The organism is Dactylosporangium sp. NPDC050588, from assembly GCF_040654975.1.
GTDB classification, from domain to species: domain Bacteria; phylum Actinomycetota; class Actinomycetes; order Mycobacteriales; family Micromonosporaceae; genus Dactylosporangium; species Dactylosporangium maewongense.
Genome location: NZ_JBFAJA010000142.1, coordinates 1 through 21116 on the forward strand (window position 1 = coordinate 1; position 21116 = coordinate 21116).

19 protein-coding genes are annotated in these 21116 nt (G+C 73.7%); 14 read left to right on the top strand and 5 right to left on the bottom strand.

Annotation, left to right across the window (positions count from 1 at the left end):
* Positions 1–539, top strand: a 539-nt coding sequence (locus AB0I21_RS54240) for a cellulose binding domain-containing protein (RefSeq protein ID WP_360573416.1), incomplete at its 5' end; no start/stop codon positions are given.
* A gap of 57 nt (positions 540–596) precedes the next feature.
* On the opposite strand, the gene AB0I21_RS54245 is transcribed toward AB0I21_RS54240, so the two are convergent.
* On the bottom strand, positions 597–1247 hold the full coding sequence (locus AB0I21_RS54245; RefSeq protein WP_360573418.1) for a helix-turn-helix domain-containing protein: 651 nt from the start codon (positions 1245–1247) through the stop codon (positions 597–599).
* A 56-nt stretch (positions 1248–1303) separates the two neighbouring features.
* Here AB0I21_RS54245 and AB0I21_RS54250 point away from each other — a divergent pair, with 56 nt between their 5' ends.
* Positions 1304–1768: an isoprenylcysteine carboxylmethyltransferase family protein gene (locus AB0I21_RS54250; RefSeq protein WP_360573420.1), complete on the top strand. Its 465-nt coding sequence runs from the start codon at positions 1304–1306 to the stop codon at positions 1766–1768.
* A 28-nt stretch (positions 1769–1796) separates the two neighbouring features.
* On the opposite strand, the gene AB0I21_RS54255 is transcribed toward AB0I21_RS54250, so the two are convergent.
* Positions 1797–3986: a DUF4132 domain-containing protein gene (locus tag AB0I21_RS54255; RefSeq protein WP_360573422.1), complete on the bottom strand. Its 2190-nt coding sequence runs from the start codon at positions 3984–3986 to the stop codon at positions 1797–1799.
* Positions 3987–4063: 77 nt separating this feature from the next.
* On the opposite strand from AB0I21_RS54255, the gene AB0I21_RS54260 reads away from it, so the two are divergent.
* From AB0I21_RS54260 to AB0I21_RS54275, 4 genes are all read left to right on the top strand, one after another.
* Positions 4064–4195 (top strand): hypothetical protein, encoded by a 132-nt coding sequence (locus tag AB0I21_RS54260; protein WP_360573424.1) that lies wholly within the window; start codon positions 4064–4066, stop codon positions 4193–4195.
* Complete coding sequence (locus tag AB0I21_RS54265; RefSeq protein WP_360573426.1) at positions 4189–4698, top strand: oxidoreductase; 510 nt, start codon at positions 4189–4191, stop codon at positions 4696–4698. Before AB0I21_RS54260 ends, AB0I21_RS54265 begins: the two co-directional genes overlap by 7 nt.
* Before the next feature lie 95 nt (positions 4699–4793).
* Positions 4794–5201 (top strand): DUF6069 family protein, encoded by a 408-nt coding sequence (locus AB0I21_RS54270; RefSeq protein WP_360573428.1) that lies wholly within the window; start codon positions 4794–4796, stop codon positions 5199–5201.
* Between the two features lie 122 nt (positions 5202–5323).
* Positions 5324–5989: a hypothetical protein gene (locus AB0I21_RS54275; RefSeq protein ID WP_360573430.1), complete on the top strand. Its 666-nt coding sequence runs from the start codon at positions 5324–5326 to the stop codon at positions 5987–5989.
* 12 nt (positions 5990–6001) lie between these two features.
* Here the strand turns inward: AB0I21_RS54275 and AB0I21_RS54280 are convergent, their stop codons facing one another.
* Complete coding sequence (locus tag AB0I21_RS54280; RefSeq protein ID WP_360573432.1) at positions 6002–6667, bottom strand: DNA alkylation repair protein; 666 nt, start codon at positions 6665–6667, stop codon at positions 6002–6004.
* The gene (locus AB0I21_RS54285; protein WP_360573434.1) at positions 6660–7754 is read right to left on the bottom strand and encodes a hypothetical protein; all 1095 of its coding nucleotides are present in this window, start codon (positions 7752–7754) and stop codon (positions 6660–6662) included. Before AB0I21_RS54285 ends, AB0I21_RS54280 begins: the two co-directional genes overlap by 8 nt.
* Positions 7755–7931: 177 nt before the next feature.
* On the opposite strand from AB0I21_RS54285, the gene AB0I21_RS54290 reads away from it, so the two are divergent.
* From AB0I21_RS54290 to AB0I21_RS54320, 7 genes are all read left to right on the top strand, one after another.
* Positions 7932–8816, top strand: coding sequence for a fructosamine kinase family protein (locus AB0I21_RS54290; protein WP_360573436.1), 885 nt, complete (start codon positions 7932–7934; stop codon positions 8814–8816).
* Positions 8817–8932: 116 nt separating this feature from the next.
* Entirely contained in the window at positions 8933–9469 is a 537-nt protein-coding gene (locus AB0I21_RS54295; protein ID WP_360573438.1) for a hypothetical protein, read from the top strand.
* 104 nt (positions 9470–9573) lie between these two features.
* Positions 9574–9921: a CU044_2847 family protein gene (locus AB0I21_RS54300; RefSeq protein WP_354890355.1), complete on the top strand. Its 348-nt coding sequence runs from the start codon at positions 9574–9576 to the stop codon at positions 9919–9921.
* A complete protein-coding gene (locus AB0I21_RS54305; RefSeq protein ID WP_360573440.1) occupies positions 9918–11159 on the top strand; it encodes a serine protease in 1242 nt (413 codons plus the stop codon). Before AB0I21_RS54300 ends, AB0I21_RS54305 begins: the two co-directional genes overlap by 4 nt.
* Positions 11159–12103: a MoxR family ATPase gene (locus tag AB0I21_RS54310; RefSeq protein ID WP_360573442.1), complete on the top strand. Its 945-nt coding sequence runs from the start codon at positions 11159–11161 to the stop codon at positions 12101–12103. The genes AB0I21_RS54305 and AB0I21_RS54310 overlap by 1 nt, the downstream gene beginning before the upstream one ends.
* A 3-nt stretch (positions 12104–12106) precedes the next feature.
* The gene (locus tag AB0I21_RS54315) at positions 12107–13258 is read left to right on the top strand and encodes a VWA domain-containing protein (RefSeq protein ID WP_360573444.1); all 1152 of its coding nucleotides are present in this window, start codon (positions 12107–12109) and stop codon (positions 13256–13258) included.
* Positions 13255–18147 (top strand): FtsK/SpoIIIE domain-containing protein, encoded by a 4893-nt coding sequence (locus AB0I21_RS54320; RefSeq protein WP_360573446.1) that lies wholly within the window; start codon positions 13255–13257, stop codon positions 18145–18147. The genes AB0I21_RS54315 and AB0I21_RS54320 overlap by 4 nt, the downstream gene beginning before the upstream one ends.
* Here the strand turns inward: AB0I21_RS54320 and AB0I21_RS54325 are convergent.
* Positions 18135–19751, bottom strand: coding sequence for an amidohydrolase (locus AB0I21_RS54325; RefSeq protein WP_360573448.1), 1617 nt, complete (start codon positions 19749–19751; stop codon positions 18135–18137). The two genes, AB0I21_RS54320 and AB0I21_RS54325, sit on opposite strands and share 13 nt — an antisense overlap.
* A gap of 167 nt (positions 19752–19918) precedes the next feature.
* Here AB0I21_RS54325 and AB0I21_RS54330 point away from each other — a divergent pair.
* The coding region (locus tag AB0I21_RS54330) for a putative Ig domain-containing protein (RefSeq protein WP_360573450.1) at positions 19919–21116 on the top strand (1198 nt) is incomplete at its 3' end.

The window sequence follows — 21116 nt, forward strand, 5'->3', positions numbered from 1 at the left end:
AGCAGAAGCGGACCGGCGGCACCATCACCACCGCCAACCACTTCAACGCCTGGGCGAGCCTCGGGCTGAACCTCGGCCAGCACGACTACCAGATCCTCGCCACCGAGGGCTACCAGAGCAGCGGCAGCTCCAGCATCACGGTCAGCGAGGGCCCCGGCCCCGGCCCGACCACCACGTCGCCGCGGCCCTCGCAGGGCACGTCGAGCCCGCCGCCGGGCGGCGGCACCTCCGCGTGCCAGGTGACGAACTCCTTGAACGCCTGGAACACCGGGCTGACCGACAACATCACCATCACCAATACGGGCACGACGCCCATCAACGGCTGGTCGCTGCGGTTCAACCTCGCTGCCGGGCAGACGATCACGTCCGGCTGGAGCGCGACGTACTCGCCGAACAGCGGCCAGGTCACCGCGACCAACGTCAGCTACAACGGCTCCCTCGCGCCGGGCGCCTCGACGACGATCGGCTTCCAGGCCAACCACACCGGCAACACGGGCGCCCCGAGCGGATTCACCCTCAACGGCGCCACCTGCCGCTGAGGTTCCAGGGCCGCGCCGGTTCCCGTTCCGGCGCGGCCCGCTGCATGCCTCGCGCGTTCAGCGGGTCGCCGGCGGGACGAGCAGGGCCCCGGCGACGGTGTCGACGTACCAGCGCTGGAAGCGCTCCGGTGGCCACCCCCGCTGGCGGACGAGCCAGTCGTAGTTGCGCACGTCCATGGCGAGCCACAGCACGTCGGCCGCCGTGCCGGCGGTGTGCTCCGGCCGCAGCTGCCCGGTCGAGGCCAGCTCGGCGGCGAACATGCCCATGCCGGCGCGGCGGTCGTCGGCGTTCTTACGCCAGATCGCCGCGGCCTCGGCGTCGGCCGTCGCCGCGGCGGCGAGGGCGAGCATCACCTGCGCCGTCCGGGCGTGGGTCTCGGCGAGGTGCCGGGCGTAGCGCTCGAGCTTGGCCCGAGCGTCGGGCAGCGCCTGGATGTCGGCGACGAACTGCCGGTCGGGCAGTGCCACGGGTTCGTCGTCGCCCGCCACGCTCACGTCGACCAGCGCGGACAGCAGCGCCTGTTTGCTGCCGAACACCTTGTAGACGGTCTGGATCGCGACCCCCGCCTCGGCCGCGACGGCGGTCAGCGGCGTGGCCGCATAGCCCGGCTCGACGAACAGGACCGCGGCGGCCCGCAGGATCGCCCCGCGGGTCTGCTTCGCCTGCTCCTGTCGGTGAGCCGACTCGTAACGCCGCTTGACGGCCATCGGGCGAGTGTAGTCCTCTATTCGTTAGAGCTTCACTCTACCGAAGGAGTCGTCCGATGTCCGCATCCCCCGCGCAGGGCGCCCGGGTCATCTTCATCCCGCCGCCGGCGTACTACGCCGCGGGGCTGGCGGGCGGCATGGCGATCGACAGCGCCGTCACGGCGCCGCTCGGCGTGCACCCCGCCGTCGGCGTCGCCGTCGCCGTGCCCGGGCTGGCGCTGGCCGCGGCCGGCGTGGCCGCTGTCGTCCGCCACCGCACCACGATCGTGCCGCACCACCCGGTGTCCACGCTGGTCACCGGCGGCGCCTACCGGCTGTCCCGCAACCCGATGTACACCGGCCTGGCCGTCGTCTACCTGGGCCTGGCGCTGCTGTTCGGCTCCTGGTGGCCCCTCGTCCTGCTACCGCTGGTGCTGCTCGCCGTGCGTCTGCTGGTCATCCGGCCCGAGGAGCGGTACCTCACCGAACGCTTCGGCCAGACCTACACCGACTACCAGTCCCGCGTGCGGCGCTGGCTCTGACCGCTCCCGGCCTGCGTGAACCCGGCCGTCAGGGCGCCTGGTGCAGGGTCACGAGCAGCTCCGACAGGGCGGCCGGGTCGCAGGCGCCCAGCGGGATGCGGCGGGCCAGCTGGAGATGGTTCGACCAGGCGTCGTCCACCCACAGTTCGGTGATCTGCTGCTCGTCCGGGTTGTTCATGCTGTACGTGGGGACGCCCGGCGAGATCTCGGCGACCAGGGCGAGGCCGCCGGGCAGAGCACGGGCCAGCTGGGTGTGCGGGCGCTGCGACAGCCCGTTGCCCTGCCAGCCGCCGCGGTCCAGCAGCGCCACGATCCGCTCGGTCGGCACGGGGCGGAGGCCGGTCATGCTCGTCGCGGCGCGCTGCGCCCCGGTCAGCACCACCACGGGCCGGCCCAGCTGCGGAAACGGCGGCAGCAGCTCGTAGTCCGCGACGACCCGCGCCCAGCGTTTCAGGTCGCCGCCCAGGTCCGCGGGGTGCACGATGCCGAGCATGCCGTCGGTCGTCGCGGTCGCGTCGTCGATGTCGGCGAAGCTGCCGTCCTCCGCGACCCGCAGCGCCCGCACCAGCCGGCCGGCGGTGTCGTGCTCGCCCCACAGCAGCCGGCGGGCGAGCGGCCCGAGGATCGGGTGCGGCAGCAGCACCTCCCGCACGTGCCGGGCCGGGCGGAGGCGGCGGGCGAGCATGTCGCGCTGCAGGCGCGCGGTGTGCGCCGCCGCGGTGGCCCGCAGGTCCTTCTTGTACTGCAGGAACTGCTGGTACGCCTCGGGGTTGGTGTCCTTGGTGCCCGGCTTGGGCGGCCGCGCCAGCCGCTTGCCGCTCTCGTCGACCGCGAACGCCGTCAGGTGCTCGTCGGCGACCACGGTGAACGCGCGCGGCCCGTAGTCGAACGTGACGCCGCTGTCGAGGCCGTGGGTGACGGCGAGGCGGTCGGCCAGCTGCGTCACGGACAGCCCGCGCCGTGCCGCCGCCTGCGTGAGGTACGCGGTGGCGCGGTCGTTCGTCGGCCCGCCCGACATGTTCTCCTCGATCGCGAGCAGGTGCCGCAGCGACACGTCGGTGCCCACGGTCGCCAGCACCGCCAGCCCGTCGATGGCGCGCGCGTAGCGGCTGCGCGGCGGCCACGACCGCACCAGCGGCGCGAGCACGTCCATCGTGGTGTCGTCGCCGACGTGGGCCTGCGCCAGCACCACCCACGCGTCCGCCGCCTGCATGCCGTCGGCCAGCCAGGCGTCCAGCAGCGCCCGCCCGAAGGCGGCGAGGCTGCCGCGGTCACAGTCGGCGATGAGCTTCTCCGCTTCCGGTTCCGCGGGGTGTACGAACGGCTGCGGCGCCTCCGCCGACTCCACGGCCAGCGGCACCGCGCCACCGTCCGGCGCCGGGTCGCCCGGTGCGGGTTCGGGTGCCGCCTCGAGCCGCGACCAGGTCAGCGCCCCCAGGAGACGCTTGACGTCCTCCTGCGGCATGGCTTCGCCACCGGCCAACCGGATCTCCGGCAGCGACCACGCCCGCACCTTCCGGGCCGGCGGCGCCGCGCCCGTTGCCACGTCGTACAGCGCGGTGACCGTGCCCGTGCCGCACCGCTCGACGGCCTCGACCACGATGCCTTCGTGGCCTGTCGCGGCCAGGTGCCGCAGCGCGTCCTCGGCCTGCTGGCGGGGCCTGCCCGGGCGGCCGGCCGCGGCCGGCGCCAACACCGCCGCCGCCGACCGGGGGTGCCGCTCCAGCCACATCCGCGCCCACAACCGCGCCGAGCCGAGATGCCGCAGCCACCCGGCGACCAGCGAGGCCACCTCCGGCCCCCGGAACGGCAGCACCAGGAAGCCGAGCCGGTCCGCGTTCGTACTCACGTCGCGCAGCACCAGCGGCCACGCGTCCAGCTCGAACCGCGCCACCGCGACCCGGTCCACGTCGATCTGCTGCCGGTGATGCAGCAGCGCCAGCGACTTGCCCAGCAGCGCCCGCGCGGACGACTCAGGCCCGCGGACCAGCAGCCACGACTGCTGCGCCGGGGTCAGGTCAGACAGCTGGTCGGCGCCCGCCACCGCCGCGGCCCAGTCGTCCTGCTCCCGGCCGTGCTCCAGCGCCGCCGCCCGCGCCCACCACCGCTCCCGCTCCCCGTCCTCCCACGCCATCGCCATCCCGGTCGGCTCCGCACGGACCAGCCCCTCGACCACCACCGGCTCGCCCGCCGCCATCACGCCTCCCCAGGAACGCACCGGTGCACGACCGTACCTCCCCGCCGCCGCGGACGGCTGTACGCCCCCTGACCTCGACCAGCCGCTACAGTGCGCTGGTGCCGATCTTGGAAATCTCCGACCTGATCGTCCGGCACGACCCGGCGACCGGTGCGCGGCTACCGGTGCAGCGCGACGACGTGCTCACGGCGCTGCGCGCGGCGGGTGGACCGGAGCGCCGGGCGTGGTAGCCGCGGTGCTCGTCGCGATCGCGCTGGTGGACGCCGCGCTCGCCGGGTTTCGCGCCGCGACCGGACGCAACGGCCGCATCCGCAAGCGCGCCTTCTACCGCACGGCGATGCGGCGCGGGCTGGTCGCCGGCGCCGCCGTGCTCGGCGGGCTGACCGTCGTGCTCGGGGCCGTGTTGGTCACCGCGCCGGATCCGGGCACCCGGTACGCCGAGCTCGCCCGGACCGGATCCGCCATGCTGTGGATCATCGGCCCGTTCGCCGCCGTCGTCCTCGTCACGCTCGCCGGCTACGCGGTCCTGCCCCGCCGACCGGCGACGTTCCTCATCCTGCTCGGCCTCGGCCCGCTGACCCTGCTGCGCCCGTGGGTGACCGTCGCCGCGGGCGCCACGGCCGCCTGGACGGCGCCGAACGCACCGGCAGCCGCCTGCGCCGTCCTCGCCGTGGCCGGCGTGCTCACGGTCGAGCCGTTGGTCCACCGCCGCTGGTACCGGCAGCCCGCCTGAACTTCCCCGGCGGACCTGTCGATCCGGCGGCGTCCCGTCCGACCTCTGAGTAGGAACCGGCACCCGCGCCGGCCGACCCGACATCGGAGGTCATCATGTCCGCGACCGTCACCACCACCCGCACCTCGACGACCGGCTCGCTCGTCGGCACCGGGCTCGTCGCCATCGCGCTGGCCAGCGGCGCCACGACCGTCGTCGCGGCGGCCGGGAACGCGGCCGGGATCAGCCTGGACGTCGGCGGCGCGCCGATCCCCGTGTCCGGGTTCGCGATGCTGACGGCGTTCTTCTCGCTGATCGGGCTGGCGCTCGCGGTCGTCCTGTCGTACAAGGCCCGGCGGCCGCGGCGCGCGTTCGTGCGCACCACCGTGGCGCTCACCGTGCTGTCGCTCGTGCCGGACGTGACCGCCGACGCCGCCACCGCGACGAAGGTGCTGCTGATGCTGACGCACCTAGTCGCCGCAGCGATCGTCGTGCCCGCGATCGCCCGCCGCCTGAGCGCCTGAGCGCTACGGCTCGGCGGGGAGTGCGCCGGTGCCAGCTCCATCCCGGCGCACCCCGCCGGCACGACCACACCGCCGGCGGCAGGTTCGATCATGGCGTAGTGCTACGGGTCTATCCTCGGGGAATGACGGGGGAAGTGCTCGCGTCGCTGGGGACCGACGCCGATCATCGGGACGTGGAGCGGGTGCTGCTCGCGGACGGGTGGGCCTGGTGCGGCACGGGTGACTGGGCGGTCGCGCTCCGCTCGCCGGACGGCGGGGTCGTCGCGCGGATCAGCCCGTTCGACCCGACAGGACCGTACGCCGCGGCGCTGTACCGGGAGGCGGCCCACACCCGGCAGGTCCCGGTGCTGTTCGCGCATCGTCGCCTCGCCGGCGGCGGCGACCTGCAGGTGCTCGAATGGCTGCGGCCCGTCGGCGGGGACGAGGCCGCCGCCTTCCACCGCGCCATCGCCGCCCGTACACCTGACGTCGCCGCGCTCGTCGACGTCGTGCGCCAGGTCCACGACCGGGCGTGCGCGGCCCTGCCGTGGTGCGGGCCGCTGGACACCAACCCGGCCAACGTCATGCGCGCCGCCGACGGACGGCTCGTCCTGGTCGACCCGTACTACGCCGACGGCCCGAACCTGTACGCGACCGCGGCCGGCGACCCGGACCGGGTCGCCGCCCTCATCCCGGAGTCCGAGCGGCGCTTCATGACCGAGATCCCCCTGGCGGGCTCCGGCCCCTGGCTCCCCGAGGACCGGGAGGCGATGCGCGCCGCCCTCGCCGCCGCCGACGCCCGCACCTGACCGACCGCGGCTCTACCCTTGCCGGCGGACCATCTCGGCGATCCACACCGGCGCGAACGGGGACGTGCAGTTGGGCGGCGTCGGGTAGTCCTTGAGGACCTGCAGGCGCTCGCCGATCGCGACGGCGCGGGCGCGGTGGTCGGGGTGCTCGATGCCGATCTGGGCGAGGCAGTGGTTCATCGCCCACTGCAGCCGGTCCGGGGCGTCCTTCATGTGCGCCTCGATCGTGTCGAGCAGCGCGGCGAGGTCGAGGCCGGCGGGCCGCTTCGCGACCCGGTCGGTGGTCAGCGCCCAGCCGCCGCTCGCGACGACCGGGTCCTCGTCCGCCAGCCAGGCCACCCGTAGCGTCTCGACGGCCGGGTGCTTCTTCACCACGTAGCCGACGAGCCAGTCGTGCACCTTGGGTGCCCGGGCGTCGCGCAGCATCGCGTCGAGTTCGTCGCCGGTGAACGCCTTCGGCCGGCAGATCAGCAGCGCCAGCAGGCGGGCCGCCGTGTCGCCGGTGCCCCACAACTGGACCGCGAGGTCCTGTTGTGTCTTGAGCCGCTTGGCGACCGCCCGCAGCTTGCCGAGGTTCACACCGTGGTCGTCGCCGTGCTTCTCGTTCACGGCGCGCGCCTTCGGGTCCTCGAGCGCCGCCAGCTCGGCCAGCACCTCGGCGACCGTCGTGTCAGCCATCGCGGCGACCTCCCAGTCCGGGGGCCGGCTTCACGCGGCTCAGCCACGCCGCCGCCTCTTCCGGCGGGAGCGTGCCGTCGACCCGCAGCAGCGGCGTCATCAGCGGGTACTGGCGTCCGGTGTTCCAGCTGCGCGGGTACGGCTCGGGGTCGAGCACGACCACCCGTACCCCGTCGAGGTGCGGGATGTCGGCGGGCGTGCCCTCGTTCCAGATCCACTCGCCGTGGGCGTCGGCGAGGTTCCAGTTGCCGCGCAGGCCGCCGGCGGGCTGCAGGTCCTCGCCGGTGCCGGCGGCAGCCACCTCCACCGCCGTCGGCGGCCGGCCCGGGAGCAGGCCCTGGGCGGGGTCGCCGATCAGAGCCGCGGCGAGCAGCGTGTGCAGCTGGAAGTTGTCGCCGATCCCGCCGATCGTCACGCGGAACCCGCGGCCCGTGCCGGCGAAGCCTCGGTCCAGGACCAGCAGCGGCTCGTCGTCGAGCACCCGCAGGAGGCCGCCCAGCCAGGACGGTGCGCCGTGCGTCTCGGCGACGCCCTCGACCGCCGCCGTGAGCCGGTCCCGCTGCGGGAGCGTCGCCCGTACGCCGGCGCGCTGACACAGGTACACCACGGGCTGCACCAGATCGTCGGCGCAGAACCACGCCTGGACGAGCACCGCCGCCTCGCGCTCGTCGAGGCCGTGTCCGCCGCCCGGACCGGTGAAGCGCTCCAGCGTCGCGTCGATCTCGTCGTCCGCGCCGGGCGAGGGCGGCTCCCCGAACGCGGCCCGGTGCAGCCCGGCGAACCGCGCCGCCGCCTCCATCGCCGCCGCGGCCCGGTCGACGAGCGCCGGCACGACCACGCCGGGGTCGGTGCCGAGGCCCGCCATGGCGCCGACCAGCGGCGCCAGGTCGCCGCCGATGAAGAACGGCAGGCGGCCGAGGTACGGCCCGATGCGCACGAGCGCGGCCTGCACCTCGTCGGGGGTGGCGCCGGGCACGGCACCCGCGATGCCCGGCATCGCGGCGTTGAAGCCGTCGAGATCCTGCCCGTCCAGGGCCGCGAGCAGCGCGTCGACCTGATCGGCGAGCGTCGCCTTCGGTGCATCCATGCCAGCGATCGTAGCGACCGCCGCCGTGGGCTGGGCGTTCTCCGCTGCTGCAATGGTCAGCCGGCTCGCGCAGTCCCTGACCTTCGGCCTTCTCCGGCGCGCCTCGACCGAGCATGATGATCAAATGAATTCCAACCAGCGGCCGGCGGCTTCGTCGCGGGCACAGGAGGCACGCGCATGACCGCGCCGGCGACATTGCTGCTGGAGGGGCTGCACCGGGCCGGACTGCGGGACGTCGACGCCGTGGAGCCGGCCGGCGGCGGGCTCGCGGCGCTCGCGGGCATCGCGACCCGCCGGGACGGTCCGCCGGTGTTCGTGAAGGCCTTCGCCGACGCGCCGGGCGACGACGTGTTCGAGACCGAGGCCGAGGGGCTGGCCGCGCTGCGGGAGCTCGGCGGCCTGGCGACGCCCGACGTGGTCCTGGCGGGCCGGGAGTTGCTCGTGCTGTCGGTGCTGGCGCCGAGGCCGGGCGGCGAGGCGTTCTGGGAGCGGTTCGCGCACGCGCTCGCCGGGCTGCACACGGGCACGACCCAGGCCCGCTTCGGCTGGCACCGCGACAACTGGCTGGGCCGCCGGCGGCAGCGCAACGCCTGGGACGACGACGGTTTCGCGTTCTTCGCGCAGCACCGGCTGCTGCGGTGGCTCGGGGAGCCGCGGGTCGACGCGGCGCTCGGACCCGCGGACCGGGTGGCGCTGGAGCGGCTCTGCGACCGGCTGCCGGAGCTGCTGCCGGACCGGCCCGCCTGCCTGACGCACGGCGACCTGTGGGCGCAGAACGTCATGGCCACCCCGGACGGGCGGCCCGCGGTGATCGACCCGGCCGTGTCGTACACGTGGGCCGAGGTCGACCTCGCCCACGTGTGGTCCACCGCTCCCCCGCCCGAGGCGCGGCGGTTCTTCGAGGTGTACGCGGAGCTGACCGCGCTCGACGCCGGCTGGCCGGACCGGATGCCGATCATCCAGCTGCGGCAGCACCTCGCCGTGCTGGCCCAGTTCGACGACGACTGGGGCGCGGCCGGCCACATCCGTGCCACCCTGGCCCCGTTCCGGACACGCACCTGACGACGGGCGCCGATTTGCACATCGGTTGATCATCGGAGCAACCTTTGGGCCGGCCGCGGTCGTCATGTTCGCCGCGTCGCCGTCGTCCGGAAGGGGTGTTTGTTGTGGTGCCGTCGATGGTGGAGGGGCGTTCGCTGAAGCAGGCGGGGCTCACCGGGCTGTACCTCGGCGTGTTCGCGACGGTCTGGTTCAGCGTGCCGAAGTCCGACGGGTTGCTGCGGACGCTGCTGGTGATCGGCAGTGTGGCGGGTCTGGCCACGGCGGTCGGCGGCATGGCCGTGCTCGGCCGGGCCAGGCGGGAGCCGGCGGTGGAGCGGGACCGGGCCGCGGACCGGCGGTATCTGCTGATCGTGGTCGCCGAGTTCGCCGCGGCCGGGCTCGGGGCGTGGCTGCTGGCCGTCGCCGGGCCGCGGGAGTACATCCCGGTGCTGGTGTCGGCGGTGGTCGGGGCGCACTTCTTCCCGCTGGTGCCGGTGCTTCGCGACCCGCGCCTGCGGGTGCTCGGCGCGGCCGTCTGCGCCGTCGCGGCCGCCGCACTGGTCACCGGCCTCACCACCGCCGTGGAGGCGGGACTGGTGGCGGGCGCCGGGACCGGCCTGGCACTGCTCGCCTACGCGATCCCGACCCTCGCCGGCGCGCTCCGGCGCGGCTGAAGCACGACCGCACACCGAACCGCCCGGCCGGGCGCTGAACGGTGCGATCCGGGCGGCCGGAGCGCCGATAGTGAGCGTCATGCATGCCCGGGTACGGTGTGGCCATGAGCGACGCGGTGGTGGCTGACGGTGTTGTGGTGCAGGTGGTCGAGGTCGGCGGCGGGCGGGAGATCTCGTGGGGCGACAACGCCGTCGAGCGGCTGCGGGACCGGCTCGGCGACGTGCAGTCGGCGGTCGTCGCCGGGGTGCGGGCGGTCGCCGCGAACGTCACGCCCGACCTGTCCGGCTGGGAGGTCGCGGAGCTGCAGGCGAAGTTCGGCGTGACGCTCACCGCCGAGGCCGGTGTCGTCGTGTCGCGGGCCACGACCGGTGCGACGTTCGAGGTGACCGTCACGCTGCGGCGCAAGCCCCCGGCGGAGCAGGCGGACGCGGCCGGCGGCCAGACCGGATGATCGACGGGCGCATCGTCGCCGGTGGCAGGGATCTGGGCAGCGGGTTCGTCCTGACGGACCGGATCGTCGCCACGGCGGCGCACGTGGTGCGGGACCGGCCCGCCGAGGACCTCGAGTTCGTCACGGCGGCCGGTGTACGGCTCCCGGTCGAGGCGGTCCAGGCGGAGCCGACGCTCGACGTCGCGACGCTGCGGGTCGCGGAATCGCTGGCGATCGTGCCCGCGCTGACGCACGCCGTGCTGCGCGCCGACTGGCGGGTGACGGCCCGGCCGCGGGGCCACGACGCGCAGCTCACGGGCACGGTGACCGCCACCGACCACCTCATCGTCAACCAGGGCGGCGACGAGATGACCGTGCTGCAGCTGCACGTGGCGGAGGCGCTGCACGACTACCGCGGGTACTCCGGCAGCGCGGTGACCGTCGACGGGGCGGTCGTCGGCGTGCTGGTCGAGCAGGTGCGGGAGCGGGTCGAGGGCGGGCGGGCCGCGAACGTGCTGTACGCGGTGCCCGTCGCGCACATCGTGCGCAGGTTCCGGCTCGGCGTGGCGGTCGGCCGGTCGGACCGGGCGCTGCCCGTACACCAGCTGCTGGACACGGCGTACTTCGACCTCGACCTGCTCAAGACCGAGATCCTCGAGGCGATGGCCGCGGCCGGCGGGCGGTTCCTCGCGTTCGGTGTCGACGCCGGCGAGCAGGCCGTGGTGGAGAACCTGTGCGCGTGGCTGCGGCAGTACGTGGGCGAGATCGCCCGGCAGCACTGGCTGGATCTGAGCGCCGAGCTGCACTCCGTCGACACCGCGGTGCGGGCGGTCACGCGATACACGGGCGTGCTCCGGGCACGCAACGTGATCTGTCCGGTATCGGTACGGGGCACACCGGCCGCCGACGTCGCCGAGCTCACCCGGCGGGTACGGGAGGCGTACGGGCAGCCGAAACGCTGGTGCATGCTGTTCCTGCTCGGCGTGCCCGACGGCGGGTTCCCGGACGGGGTGACCGCGCTGCCCCGGCCGCGGTTCGCGCACCGCGACGTCGAGCGGTGGGCGGCCCACGTGACCGTGTACAAACGCTGGCCGCGGCCCCTGGCGGCGGCGTGGACGAGCGACATCGTCGCCCGGATCGGCGAGGACCTCGACGTGCGGTACACGTACGAGGAGCTCGCCGAGTGCATCGACCGCGTCCGGTTCCAGCCGGACGAGCTGCGCGGCTACCTCGAAGACCTCGAAGACCAGGAGGCCTGATGCTCACCCGCCACAGCGTCGACACGTCGCTGCGCTTCGACCGGCTCGCGGAGCTGCCGGACCGGCGTGACATCGAGGCCGCCGGTTCGTCCGGTCCCCAGCCGCGGTTCGAGTCGCGGCAGCGGGAGCCGTACCGCGCCTCCGCCGAGCTGGAGGAGGCGGTGAACGTCGCGATCGCGCTCGGCCGGCCGCTGCTGCTGCAGGGCGACCCGGGTGCGGGCAAGACCCGTCTCGCGCACGCCGTCTCGTTTGCCCTGTCGCTGCCGCTGGAAGAGGCGTACATCAAGTCGACCAGCCGGGGTCAGGACCTGCTGTACGTGTACGACGCGGTGCGCCGCCTGTACGACACCCAACTCGGCCGCGGCGTCGGCCGCCGCCTCGGTCGTTCGGCCCCGGACGAGCGTGACTACGTGCGGCTCGGGCCGCTCGGCCGGGCGATCGTGCGCGCCGGGCACGGCCGCCGGTCGATGGTGCTCATCGACGAGATCGACAAGGCCGACATCGACTTCCCCAACGATCTGCTGCGCGAGCTGGACCAGCTGGCGTTCGACGTGCCCGAGGCGCACGGCGAGCGGCACGCGGTGCCCGCCGACCGGCCCGACCTGCGGCCCGTCATCGTCGTCACCAACAACGAGGAGAAGGCGCTGCCGGCCGCGTTCCTGCGCCGGTGCGTGTTCCACCACGTGCGGTTCCCCGACGCCGCCGCCGAGCTCGACGCGATCCTGACCCTGCACGGCATCGGCGACGTCCAGCTGCGCGCGGAAGCGATCGACACGCTGCTGCGGCTGCGGGCCCTGGACCTGGCCAAGAAGCCCGGCCTCAGTGAGCTGCTCGACTGGGTCAGCTACCTGCAGGCCGTCGGCGCGCGCCCCGGTCACGGCCGGCTGCCCTTCGCCGGCGCCCTCGTCAAGCAGCACTCGGATGCGCTGCGGCTGGAGCGCTGAGCCGTGCCGCCGTTCGTCCACGCGCTCATCGACCAGCTGCGCCGGCGGGGCCTGCCGCTCGGCGTCGACGACTGCGACGCGCTGCGCCGCGCCCTCGCCGCCGGGTTCGGCTGGACGTCCGGCGCCGCGCTGACGGAGCTGTGCGTGACGCTGTGGGCGAAGACCGCGGCGGAGGCGGACATGGTGCGGGCGGCGTTCGCCCGGATCGACGCTCCACAGTGGACTCTGGCGGCGCCCGCCGTCGTTCTTGAGGCGGCATCGTCGCTCACCGCCGCCGCCCCGTCCGTCGCGGATGGCGCGGCCGCCGAGCCGGTCGGCGCCCCGTCGTCGCCTCCGCCGGTCGCCGCACCGAACCGGGACCTTCCCGCGGCTCCTCCCGGCACCGGGCGGATCGACACGACGCTGGTGCTGACCCCGCAGTACCCGCTGACCGAACGCGAGATCGTCCAGGTGTGGCGCGGGCTGCGCCGCCCGACCCGGCACGGCCCACCCGTCGAGCTCGACGTCGACGAGACCCTGCGCCGCTCGGCGCGCCTCGGCGTGCCCGTGCCCCCGGTCCTGGTGCCGGCCCGCCGCAACACGACCCGGCTGTTGCTGCTGGTGGACCGGCAGGGCTCGATGGCCCCGTTCCACCGGTACGTCGAGCACGTCGAGCAGGCGGTCCGGCGCGCCGGCCGGCTCAGCGCGCTCACCGTCGTCTACTTCCACAACACGGCCGGCGCGGCGGATCCCGCACTGCTGTCCGCCGTGCCGGACCCGTTCGACCCGTCGCTCGACGCGGTCCTGCCGTCCGTCGAGCCGCTGCTGGACGGCACCGTGTACGGCGATCCCGCGCTGACCTCGCCGCTCCCCCTGCGCGAGGTGCTCGACACGGTCACCGCGACCACCGGCGCCGCCGTCATCAGCGACGCCGGCGCTGCCCGCGGCACGCTGAGCCCCGCCCGGCTGCTCGACACGGTCGCGCTCGGCAAGGCGCTGCGGTCCGCCGCGGGCGCCCTCACCTGGCTGAACCCGGTCCCGGCGGCCCGCTGGCGGCGCAGCACCGCCGAGCAGGTCGCCCGGCACGTGCCGATGTTCCCGCTGACCCGCGCCGGCATGTACCAGGCGGTCGACGTGCTGCGCGGCCGCCCGTTCCCCGTGCCGAGGCCGCTGTGACCGCCGGCTCGTGGGTGCGCTCCTCCCCCGTCGCGGCCGGCCTCGCCGCGGCCCGGTCCCGCCTGCCCGCGGGCGCGCTGGAGCTGGCCTGCCACGCGGCGGTCCCGGTCGCCGTCGACGCGGGCCTGCTGCACCTGCTGCGCATCAACTTCTTCCTCGACCCGCCGGCCGTCCTGCCGTTCGAGGCCGAGGCCGCCCTGCTGCTGTCGCCCGTGTTCCGCGAGGTCGGCGAGGACCTGTACGAGATCGACCCCACCCTGCGCGACGCGCTGCTCGCCTCCCTCGTGGCCCGTTTCGGCCCCGAACGACCGGCGCGCGTCGCGGTGCTGCTGGAGCAGTACACCGACCAGCACCCGACCTGGCACACCCAGCCCGAACTCGAACACGCCCAGCGCCTCACCGCCCTGAACCTGGTCGACCCCGCCCGCGCCGCCGACTGGCTCGCCGCGAACCGCACCTCCGCCGGCGGCCCCGCCCTGACTCGCGAGTGGTTCATCGCCATGACCGGCCGGCTGCGCCCCCGCACCTCCCTGCAAGAGCGGACCGCGGCGGCGCTCTCGGCGACGGACACGAGCTCGCAGCAGCGACGGGCAGTGGCCCTCGCTCAGCTCGGCGAGCTGGCCCTGCTGCCAGGCGCCGACGTCCGGTCCATCGCGTTACGGCTCGAGCAGATCACCCGCTACGAACCGCCCACGCTGCGCGACTTCGCATCCGACATCCTCGACACGGTGAAGCGCCTCGTGCCTCCCCCGCCCCGCCGCCCGATGGTCGAGGAGTCCGCCGGCAGCTACCAGGACGCGTCGTTCCCCCAGCTGTACAGCATCGACCCGCCGACCTTCGACCCCGTCGCCGCGTGGGCACGACCGGGCGATCTCACGGTGCCGATCGGCACCGGCCCGGACGGCCGCCCGGTCCTGCTCGACCTGCGTGACCGGTCCGAGGGTGGCGCCGGCCCGCACGGGCTCATCGTCGGCGCGACCGGATCCGGCAAGTCGGAGCTCCTGCGAACCCTGATCATGGGGCTCGCCGTCACGCACAGCCCTGACGAGCTCAACATCCTGCCGATCGACTTCCGCAGCGAGGCCACCTTCGCCGCGCTCGGGCGCCTGCCACATCTCGCTGGTCTCGCCATGCGTCTGGGGGACGAGCTGTCCCTCGTCGACCGGTGCAACGAGGTCCTCGCCGGCGAGATCAGCCGCCGGCAGCAGCCGGCCGACCGGCCCCGCCCGCGGCTCCTCGTCGTGATCGACGAGTTCGACGCGCTGCTCGCCACCGATCCGTCCCTCATGGCGACATTGGCCACGATCGGCGAGATCGGCGCCGCCCTCGGGATCCACCTGCTCCTGGCCAGCCAGCGGCACCTGCCAGGCCAGCTGCACGGCCTCGACCCACACCTCGGGCTCCGGATCAGCTTGCGCACGTCCTCCGCCTCCCAGTCGCAGGACGTCATCGGCACCCCGGACGCGTCCGCGCTCCCGTCCGGCGCCGGCCACGGCTTCCTGCGGACGAACGCAACCGACCTGCACCGCTTCCGCGCCACCTACGTCTCCGGCACGTACCCTCCGCCACCGCCGTCCTGGGACGACGTCCTCGACCCGTTCGGCCGCCCTCCGTCCGACACGTTGCTGGACGTCCTTGTGCGGGCCATGGACGGCCGGGGTGGCCCGGTGCACCAGGTCTGGCTCCCGCCCCTGCCGAAGCAGCTCGCCCTCGGCGACCTCCCGGCCGACGGCGTCGTCATCGGCGAGGTCGACGTCCCCCGCGAGCACCGCCGCACACCGTTCACCATCGACCTGTCCGGCGGGTGGGGCCACGTCGCCATCATCGGCGGGCGCCGGTCGGGAAAGACGACCGCTCTTCTGACGGTGGTCACCGCCTTGACCCGGACGATGCGCTCGTACCGCGTGTTCTGCATCGGCGGGGCGCTCGGGTCCCTGATCGACCTGCCCGTCGTCGTCGACGTCTTCGAACCGTGGGACGACCTGGTGCCGACGACGATCGCGGCGCTGCGGCGCCACCCGTCGCCCGACACGGTGCTGGTCGTCGACGGCTGGAACAGCGTCCGTCAGCGGTATCCCGATCTCGGTGAACTGCTGCGTGATCGCCAGACGGTGATCGTGGCGACCGACGAGCGCTGGAACCGGTTCGACGAGGCCGACCTCGCCGACTTCGGCACGGTGATCGAGCTCCGCCTCGACGAACCGGAGACCTCCGAGATCTCCGCCCGCGACGCCCGGCAGCTCTGGCGCGACGAGCCCGGCCGCGCCCTGACCGGCGATGGGCTGCGCCTGCAGATCGCCCTGCCCATCGGCGAACTCGGCGGCTCGCACGAGGCCTTCGTCCGCGAACTCGCCGCCACCCGCGTCGCGGAGTCTTCCCGACGGGTCCGGCTCGGCACGTTCGACGACGGCACGGAGTTCGCCGTCGACTTCACCGCCGACCCGCACCTCCTCGTCATCGGCGGCGGGCCTGAGGACCGCCTGACCCTCCGCCGGGCGGTCGAACGGCAGGTCACCGGCGAGATCGTCGGCCCGGAGCAGGCGGAACGCGTGGCCGGCGAGCTGCGACGGGCGACCGGTGGCCCCGACCTGTGGGTGATCACCGACGGCGACCTGACCGCCCTGCGAGACCTCCTCCCCGACATCCGCGACCCGCGCCTGCACCTCGTCGTCTTCGCCGCGTCCTACGGAAGTGACCCGGTCGTGTCGAGGCTGACGTCCCTCGCCGTCCCGGTGATCGTCCTGACCACCGACCCCGGCACCGCCGAACTGCTCGTCGCCGGCCGGCCGCCGCGCCGGTTCGCCCTCGATCAGTTCCGGCCACCCGCGGACTGGACCGAAGTCAGCTACACGGCCGAACCGTTCGCGGCCTTGTACGGAATCGATCTCTCGCACTTCGACCCGGTGCAGGCCTGGGACACGCCCGGAGGGCTCACCGTGCCGATCGGCACCAACGCGGACGCGCGCGCGGTGCTCCTGAACCTGCGCGACCAGAATGACGGTGGCACAGGCCCCCACGGAATCATCGTCGGCGCGGCCGGCTCCGGCAGGAAGGAGCTCATCCGGACGCTGATGCTCGGTCTCGCCGTCACCAACAGCCCAGCGGTGGTCAGGATCCTCCCGGTCGACCTCCACGGCGGCGACGGATTCTCCGGGCTCGAGGCACTTCCCCACCTCGCCGGGCTCGTCCTCGGCACCGGTGACCAACCGTCACTCGTCCAGCGGTTCGAGGAGGCCGTCCGCGGCGAGATAGACCGCCGGCAGGATCCTTCCACCGGGCGGCAGCCTCGGCTGTTCGTCATCGTCGACAACTTCAGCGAGCTGCACGCCGCGCAGCCGGCCGTCATCAACACGCTGCTCAGCATCTGCAGGGTCGGCCGGTCGCTCGGCATCCACCTGATCCTGAGCACGGAGCGCCTGCGCGAGGGGCCGCTGCGCGGGCTGGACGCACACCTGACGTTCCGGATCGCGCTGCGCACGGTCACGCCCGCCGAGTCCACTCTCGTCATCGGCAATCCGGACGCGTCCGACCTGCCCGCCGAGCCCGGCCACGGCTGGTTGCTGACCAGGCGCGACGGCCGGGTCCACCGGTTCCGCGCCAGGCCGTTCCCCACCACCGTCGTCCCGCGGATGCGGGGCTTCGGAGACGGCGGCCACCAGATCTGGCTGCCCCCGCTGCCCGAGGTGGTCGCGCTCGGTGACCTGCCGGCCGACGGCGTCACGATCGGCCTGGTCGACCTGCCGCGGGAGCACCGCCAGGCGCCGCTGACGGTCGACCTGTCCGGACACGTCGCGATCGTCGGCGAACGCGGCAGCGGCACCACGACCGCCTTGCAGACCGTGGTGCTCGCCCTGGCCCGCCGGGGCGAGCCCTGTCATGTGTACTGCCTCGGTGGCGGCCTCAACACCATTGCCGGCCTGCCGTTCGTCGGCGGCGTCTTCCACCGCGACGACGACCGGGGACTGCGCCGGCTGGTGGCCTTCCTCAAGCGCCGCCCGGCCGGCGAAGGCCCGCCGGTCGTGGTGGTCGTCGACAACTGGCGCAGGGTCATGCGCCACTGTCCGGAGATCCGCGACCTGCTCTTCCTCGGCGATCACGTCCGCCTCGTGACGACCTGCCCGGAGTGGGACGGATACCGATCGGACCTCGCCAGCATGGACACCCTGGTCGAGCTGTCGTTGGAGGACCCCACGACGTCACGGTTCTCCGTGGACGACGCCCGCCGGATCCAGCTGAGCCGCCCGGGCCACGGCCAGACCGACGGCCGTAGGCGGGTCCAGCTGGCGGCACCGATTCGAGAGGTCGGCGGCAACCATCATGCCTATGTCGGCGAGCTGGCAGATGCCTGGTCCGGCGAGTGGGCGCCGCGTGTCGAGCCGGATCTGCGGTTGCGCATCGGCGTGTACGAGGACGACGGCAGTGCGGCAGTGCTCGACTTCGCCCAGAATCCCCATCTGATCATCGAAGGAACCGGCGCCGTCGTCGAGCGGTTCCTGGCCGTGATCGCCGACTGGGCCGACGGCTACCTGTTCCGCGGCGGCGCTGCCGACGTGCTGGACCTCCGCGACATACTCCGCAGCCGCCAACCGAGTCGGACCGTTTCGGCTCAGGATCTGCTGATGCGGACCTGGTGGACCGGGGCGGAGATGTGGGTCGTCACCGGCGAGGTCGGTCCCGATGCGGTCGGGCCGATGGAACCGGTGTTGCCGTTCCTGCCCCAAGCCCACGATCTCGGCTTCCACCTCGTGCTGGCCAGGGATTCGACGCAGGATGAGCCGTCCCTTGCCGCCCGGCAGCTGGCAGACCTCGGCACGCCTGCCGTCGTCTTCACCGACGCCGCGGTGACGCTCGACGGGCGGCCGGTCAGGCTCGACGTTCAGCGTTCGTGAACCACCTGGCCGTCGATGAAGACGAGGTCGACGGCGGTGTCGTAGAGCTTGGCGCCGGGTTCGAAGGGGTCGCGGTCCAGGACGACCAGGTCGGCGGCCTTGCCGACCTCGATGGAGCCGGTGACGTCGTCGGTGCCGTTCACGTACGCCGAGCCGAGGGTGTACGCGGTCAGGGCCTGCTCCAGGGTCAGCGCCTCGCGCGGGAGCATCGGGACCTGGGACGTCGGCCAGTCGGCCTCGGCGGAGACCGGGGGTTCGGTGCGGTGGACGGCGACGTGGATGGCCCACCACGGGTTCGGGGTCGTCACGGGCCAGTCGCTGCCGGCGGCGAGGCGGCCGCCGGCGCGGGCGATCGAGCCGAACGGGTACTGCCAACCCGAGCGTTCGGGGCCGAAGAACGGGACGCAGAGGGTGTCGTTCTGCTCGTGATGGGTGGCCCAGAGGGCCTGGATGTTGGCGGTGACGTCCAGGGCGGCGAACCGCGGTACGTCGGAAGGGTGCACGACCTGAAGGTGCGCCAGGTGGTGCCGAGGCGCCGTGAAGCCCGCGGCACGAGCGGCGGCGACGGCGTCGAGGCATTCGCGGACCGCGCGGTCGCCGATGGCGTGGAAGTGGACCGCGAAGCCCGCGGCGGCCAGTTGCCGCACGAAGAAGGCCAGGCGGGCGGGGTCGACGTTGGAGTGGCCGCAGTGGGCGCCCTGGCCGACGTACGGGTCCATCATCGCGGCGGTGAAGTTCTCCGCCACGCCGTCCTGCATGATCTTCACGGCGGTGGCGCGGAAACGGCCGTGCCCGGCGGCGGCGCGGCGGGACTCGAAGAAGGCGATCTGCGACTCGTCGCCCGCGCGGTCCCACCACAGCGCACCGGTGACGCGGGCGCGCAGTACACCGGCGGCATCCGCGGACAGGTAGGTGTCGAACTGGTCGCGGGCGCCGGCATACGCGCCGACGATCGCGTCCTGCCAGCCGGTGACGCCGAGGCTGAACAGGTACCGCTGGGCCTCGGCGAGCGCGCGGTCGTAGTCCTCGGCGGTGTCGGCCGGCAGCAGGCCGGTGACCAGGTCCATGGCGCCCTCGTGCAGCACCCCGGTCGGCTCGCCGGCGGCGTCCCGCTCGATCCGGCCGTCCGGAGGATCCGCCGTGACGCTGGAGATGCCCGCCAGGGACAGCGCGCGGCTGTTGACCCACGCCGAGTGGTGGTCGCGGTTGGGCAGGAAGACGGGCCGGTCGGGGGCGACGGCGTCCAGGTCGTCGCGGTGCGGCAGGCCGCCGGGGAACGCGGCCATCGACCAGCCGCCGCCGGTGATCCAGCCGGAGCCCGGGTACGCGGCGACGGCGGCCAGGTACTCGGCCTTCGTGTGCCACGGCGTGAGGTCGCAGCGCAGCCGCTCCAGGGCGCCGGAGACGGGGTGGATGTGGGCGTCCTGCAGACCGGGGACGAGCGCGCGGCCGTCCAGGTCGACGACGTCGAACGCAGTGCCGGACAATTCGGATAAAGCGGAGGCGCGGTCCCCAACGGCGACGATCCGCCCGTCACGGACCGCGACAGCGGAAGCAGGACCGGCGCCGAACACCCGGCCACCGATGAACAACAGCGCACTCATGCAGCGCAGCATGACGGGAACGGTGGGGGTACGCAAAGGGTCCGCGCCGTTGACCTGCATGCTCGTCGATGTGATGGTGCCATCACCACATCGACGGTCGGCGAAGTGTTCGCGGTATCCCGCGGGCGCCCGCTGCGTTCCCCCCAACCCGAAGGGACCACCCACCCATGCGCACAAGACGGGTCATCGCGATCGGCGCGGCCATGCTCGCCGTCGCCGCGAGCGTCGTCGCCGGGCCGGCACCCGCCCAGGCGGTCCAGGTCACCGGCCTGACGGCGACGATCGCCCTGAACAACTGCTCCGGTGCTCTGGTCCGGTACCCCACGTCGGTCGACAGCGACCGGGCGATGCTGCTCACCAACGGGCACTGCTACGAGGGCGGCTTCATCAACGCCGGCGTCGTGCTGCAGAACCGGACCAGCTCGCGCACCGGCACACTGCTGGGCAACACCGGCAACTCGCTGGGCACCGTGCGCGCCGACAAGCTGATCTACGCGACGATGACGAACACGGACGTCGCGCTGTACCAGCTGACCCAGACGTTCGCGCAGATCAAGACCAGCTTCAACACCACCGCCCTGACGATCGCCGGCACCCACCCGGCCGACGGCGCGGCGATGACGATCCCGTCCAGCTACTGGAAGCAGGTCTGGACCTGCACCATCAACGGCTTCGTGCCGACGCTGCGCGAGGACCAGTGGACCTGGCACGACTCGATCCGCTACAACACGGGCTGCCAGACCACGCACGGCACGTCCGGCTCGCCGATCGTGTCGTCGGCGAACAACACCGTCATCGGCATCAACAACACCGGTAACGACGACGGCGCCCGCTGCACGCTGAACAACCCGTGCGAGGTCGACGCGAACGGCAACGTCACGGTCGTGCAGGGCCAGAGCTACGGTGAGCAGACCTACTGGTTCACCACCTGCCTCAACTCGTCGCGGGCCATCGACCTGACGATCGCCGGCTGCCTGCTCACCAAGCCCGCCGGCACCGGCAACACGGTCACCGTCACCAACCCGGGCGCGCAGACCGCGACGGTCGGCACGGCGAAGTCGTTGCAGATCTCGGCCTCGTCGTCCGGTTCGGGCCAGACGCTGACCTACTCGGCGACCGGCCTGCCCGCGGGTCTCACCATCAACTCCAGCACCGGCCTCATCTCCGGCACCCCGACGACCGCCCAGACCACCACGTCGACGGTCACGGCGACGGACACCACGGGCGCGAGCGGCACGGCGTCGTTCGGCTGGACGGTCACCGGTGGCGGCGGCGGCACGTGCAGCGGCCAGAAGCTGCTCAACCCCGGCTTCGAGTCCGGCGCCACCTCGTGGACCGGCACCAGCGGCGCCATCGGCCAGTGGG

Bases quoted from the DNA above. Each gene is read 5' to 3' on its own strand.
- AB0I21_RS54310 (WP_360573442.1), top strand. From the start codon at position 11,159: ATGCTCACCCGCCACAGCGTCGACACGTCGCTGCGCTTCGACCGGCTC.
- AB0I21_RS54280 (WP_360573432.1), bottom strand. From the start codon at position 6,667: ATGGCTGACACGACGGTCGCCGAGGTGCTGGCCGAGCTGGCGGCGCTC.
- AB0I21_RS54325 (WP_360573448.1), bottom strand. From the start codon at position 19,751: ATGAGTGCGCTGTTGTTCATCGGTGGCCGGGTGTTCGGCGCCGGTCCT.
- AB0I21_RS54300 (WP_354890355.1), top strand. From the start codon at position 9,574: ATGAGCGACGCGGTGGTGGCTGACGGTGTTGTGGTGCAGGTGGTCGAG.
- AB0I21_RS54285 (WP_360573434.1), bottom strand. From the start codon at position 7,754: ATGGATGCACCGAAGGCGACGCTCGCCGATCAGGTCGACGCGCTGCTC.
- AB0I21_RS54250 (WP_360573420.1), top strand. From the start codon at position 1,304: ATGTCCGCATCCCCCGCGCAGGGCGCCCGGGTCATCTTCATCCCGCCG.
- AB0I21_RS54295 (WP_360573438.1), top strand. From the start codon at position 8,933: ATGGTGGAGGGGCGTTCGCTGAAGCAGGCGGGGCTCACCGGGCTGTAC.
- AB0I21_RS54290 (WP_360573436.1), top strand. From the start codon at position 7,932: ATGACCGCGCCGGCGACATTGCTGCTGGAGGGGCTGCACCGGGCCGGA.
- AB0I21_RS54275 (WP_360573430.1), top strand. From the start codon at position 5,324: ATGACGGGGGAAGTGCTCGCGTCGCTGGGGACCGACGCCGATCATCGG.
- AB0I21_RS54245 (WP_360573418.1), bottom strand. From the start codon at position 1,247: ATGGCCGTCAAGCGGCGTTACGAGTCGGCTCACCGACAGGAGCAGGCG.
- AB0I21_RS54305 (WP_360573440.1), top strand. From the start codon at position 9,918: ATGATCGACGGGCGCATCGTCGCCGGTGGCAGGGATCTGGGCAGCGGG.
- AB0I21_RS54270 (WP_360573428.1), top strand. From the start codon at position 4,794: ATGTCCGCGACCGTCACCACCACCCGCACCTCGACGACCGGCTCGCTC.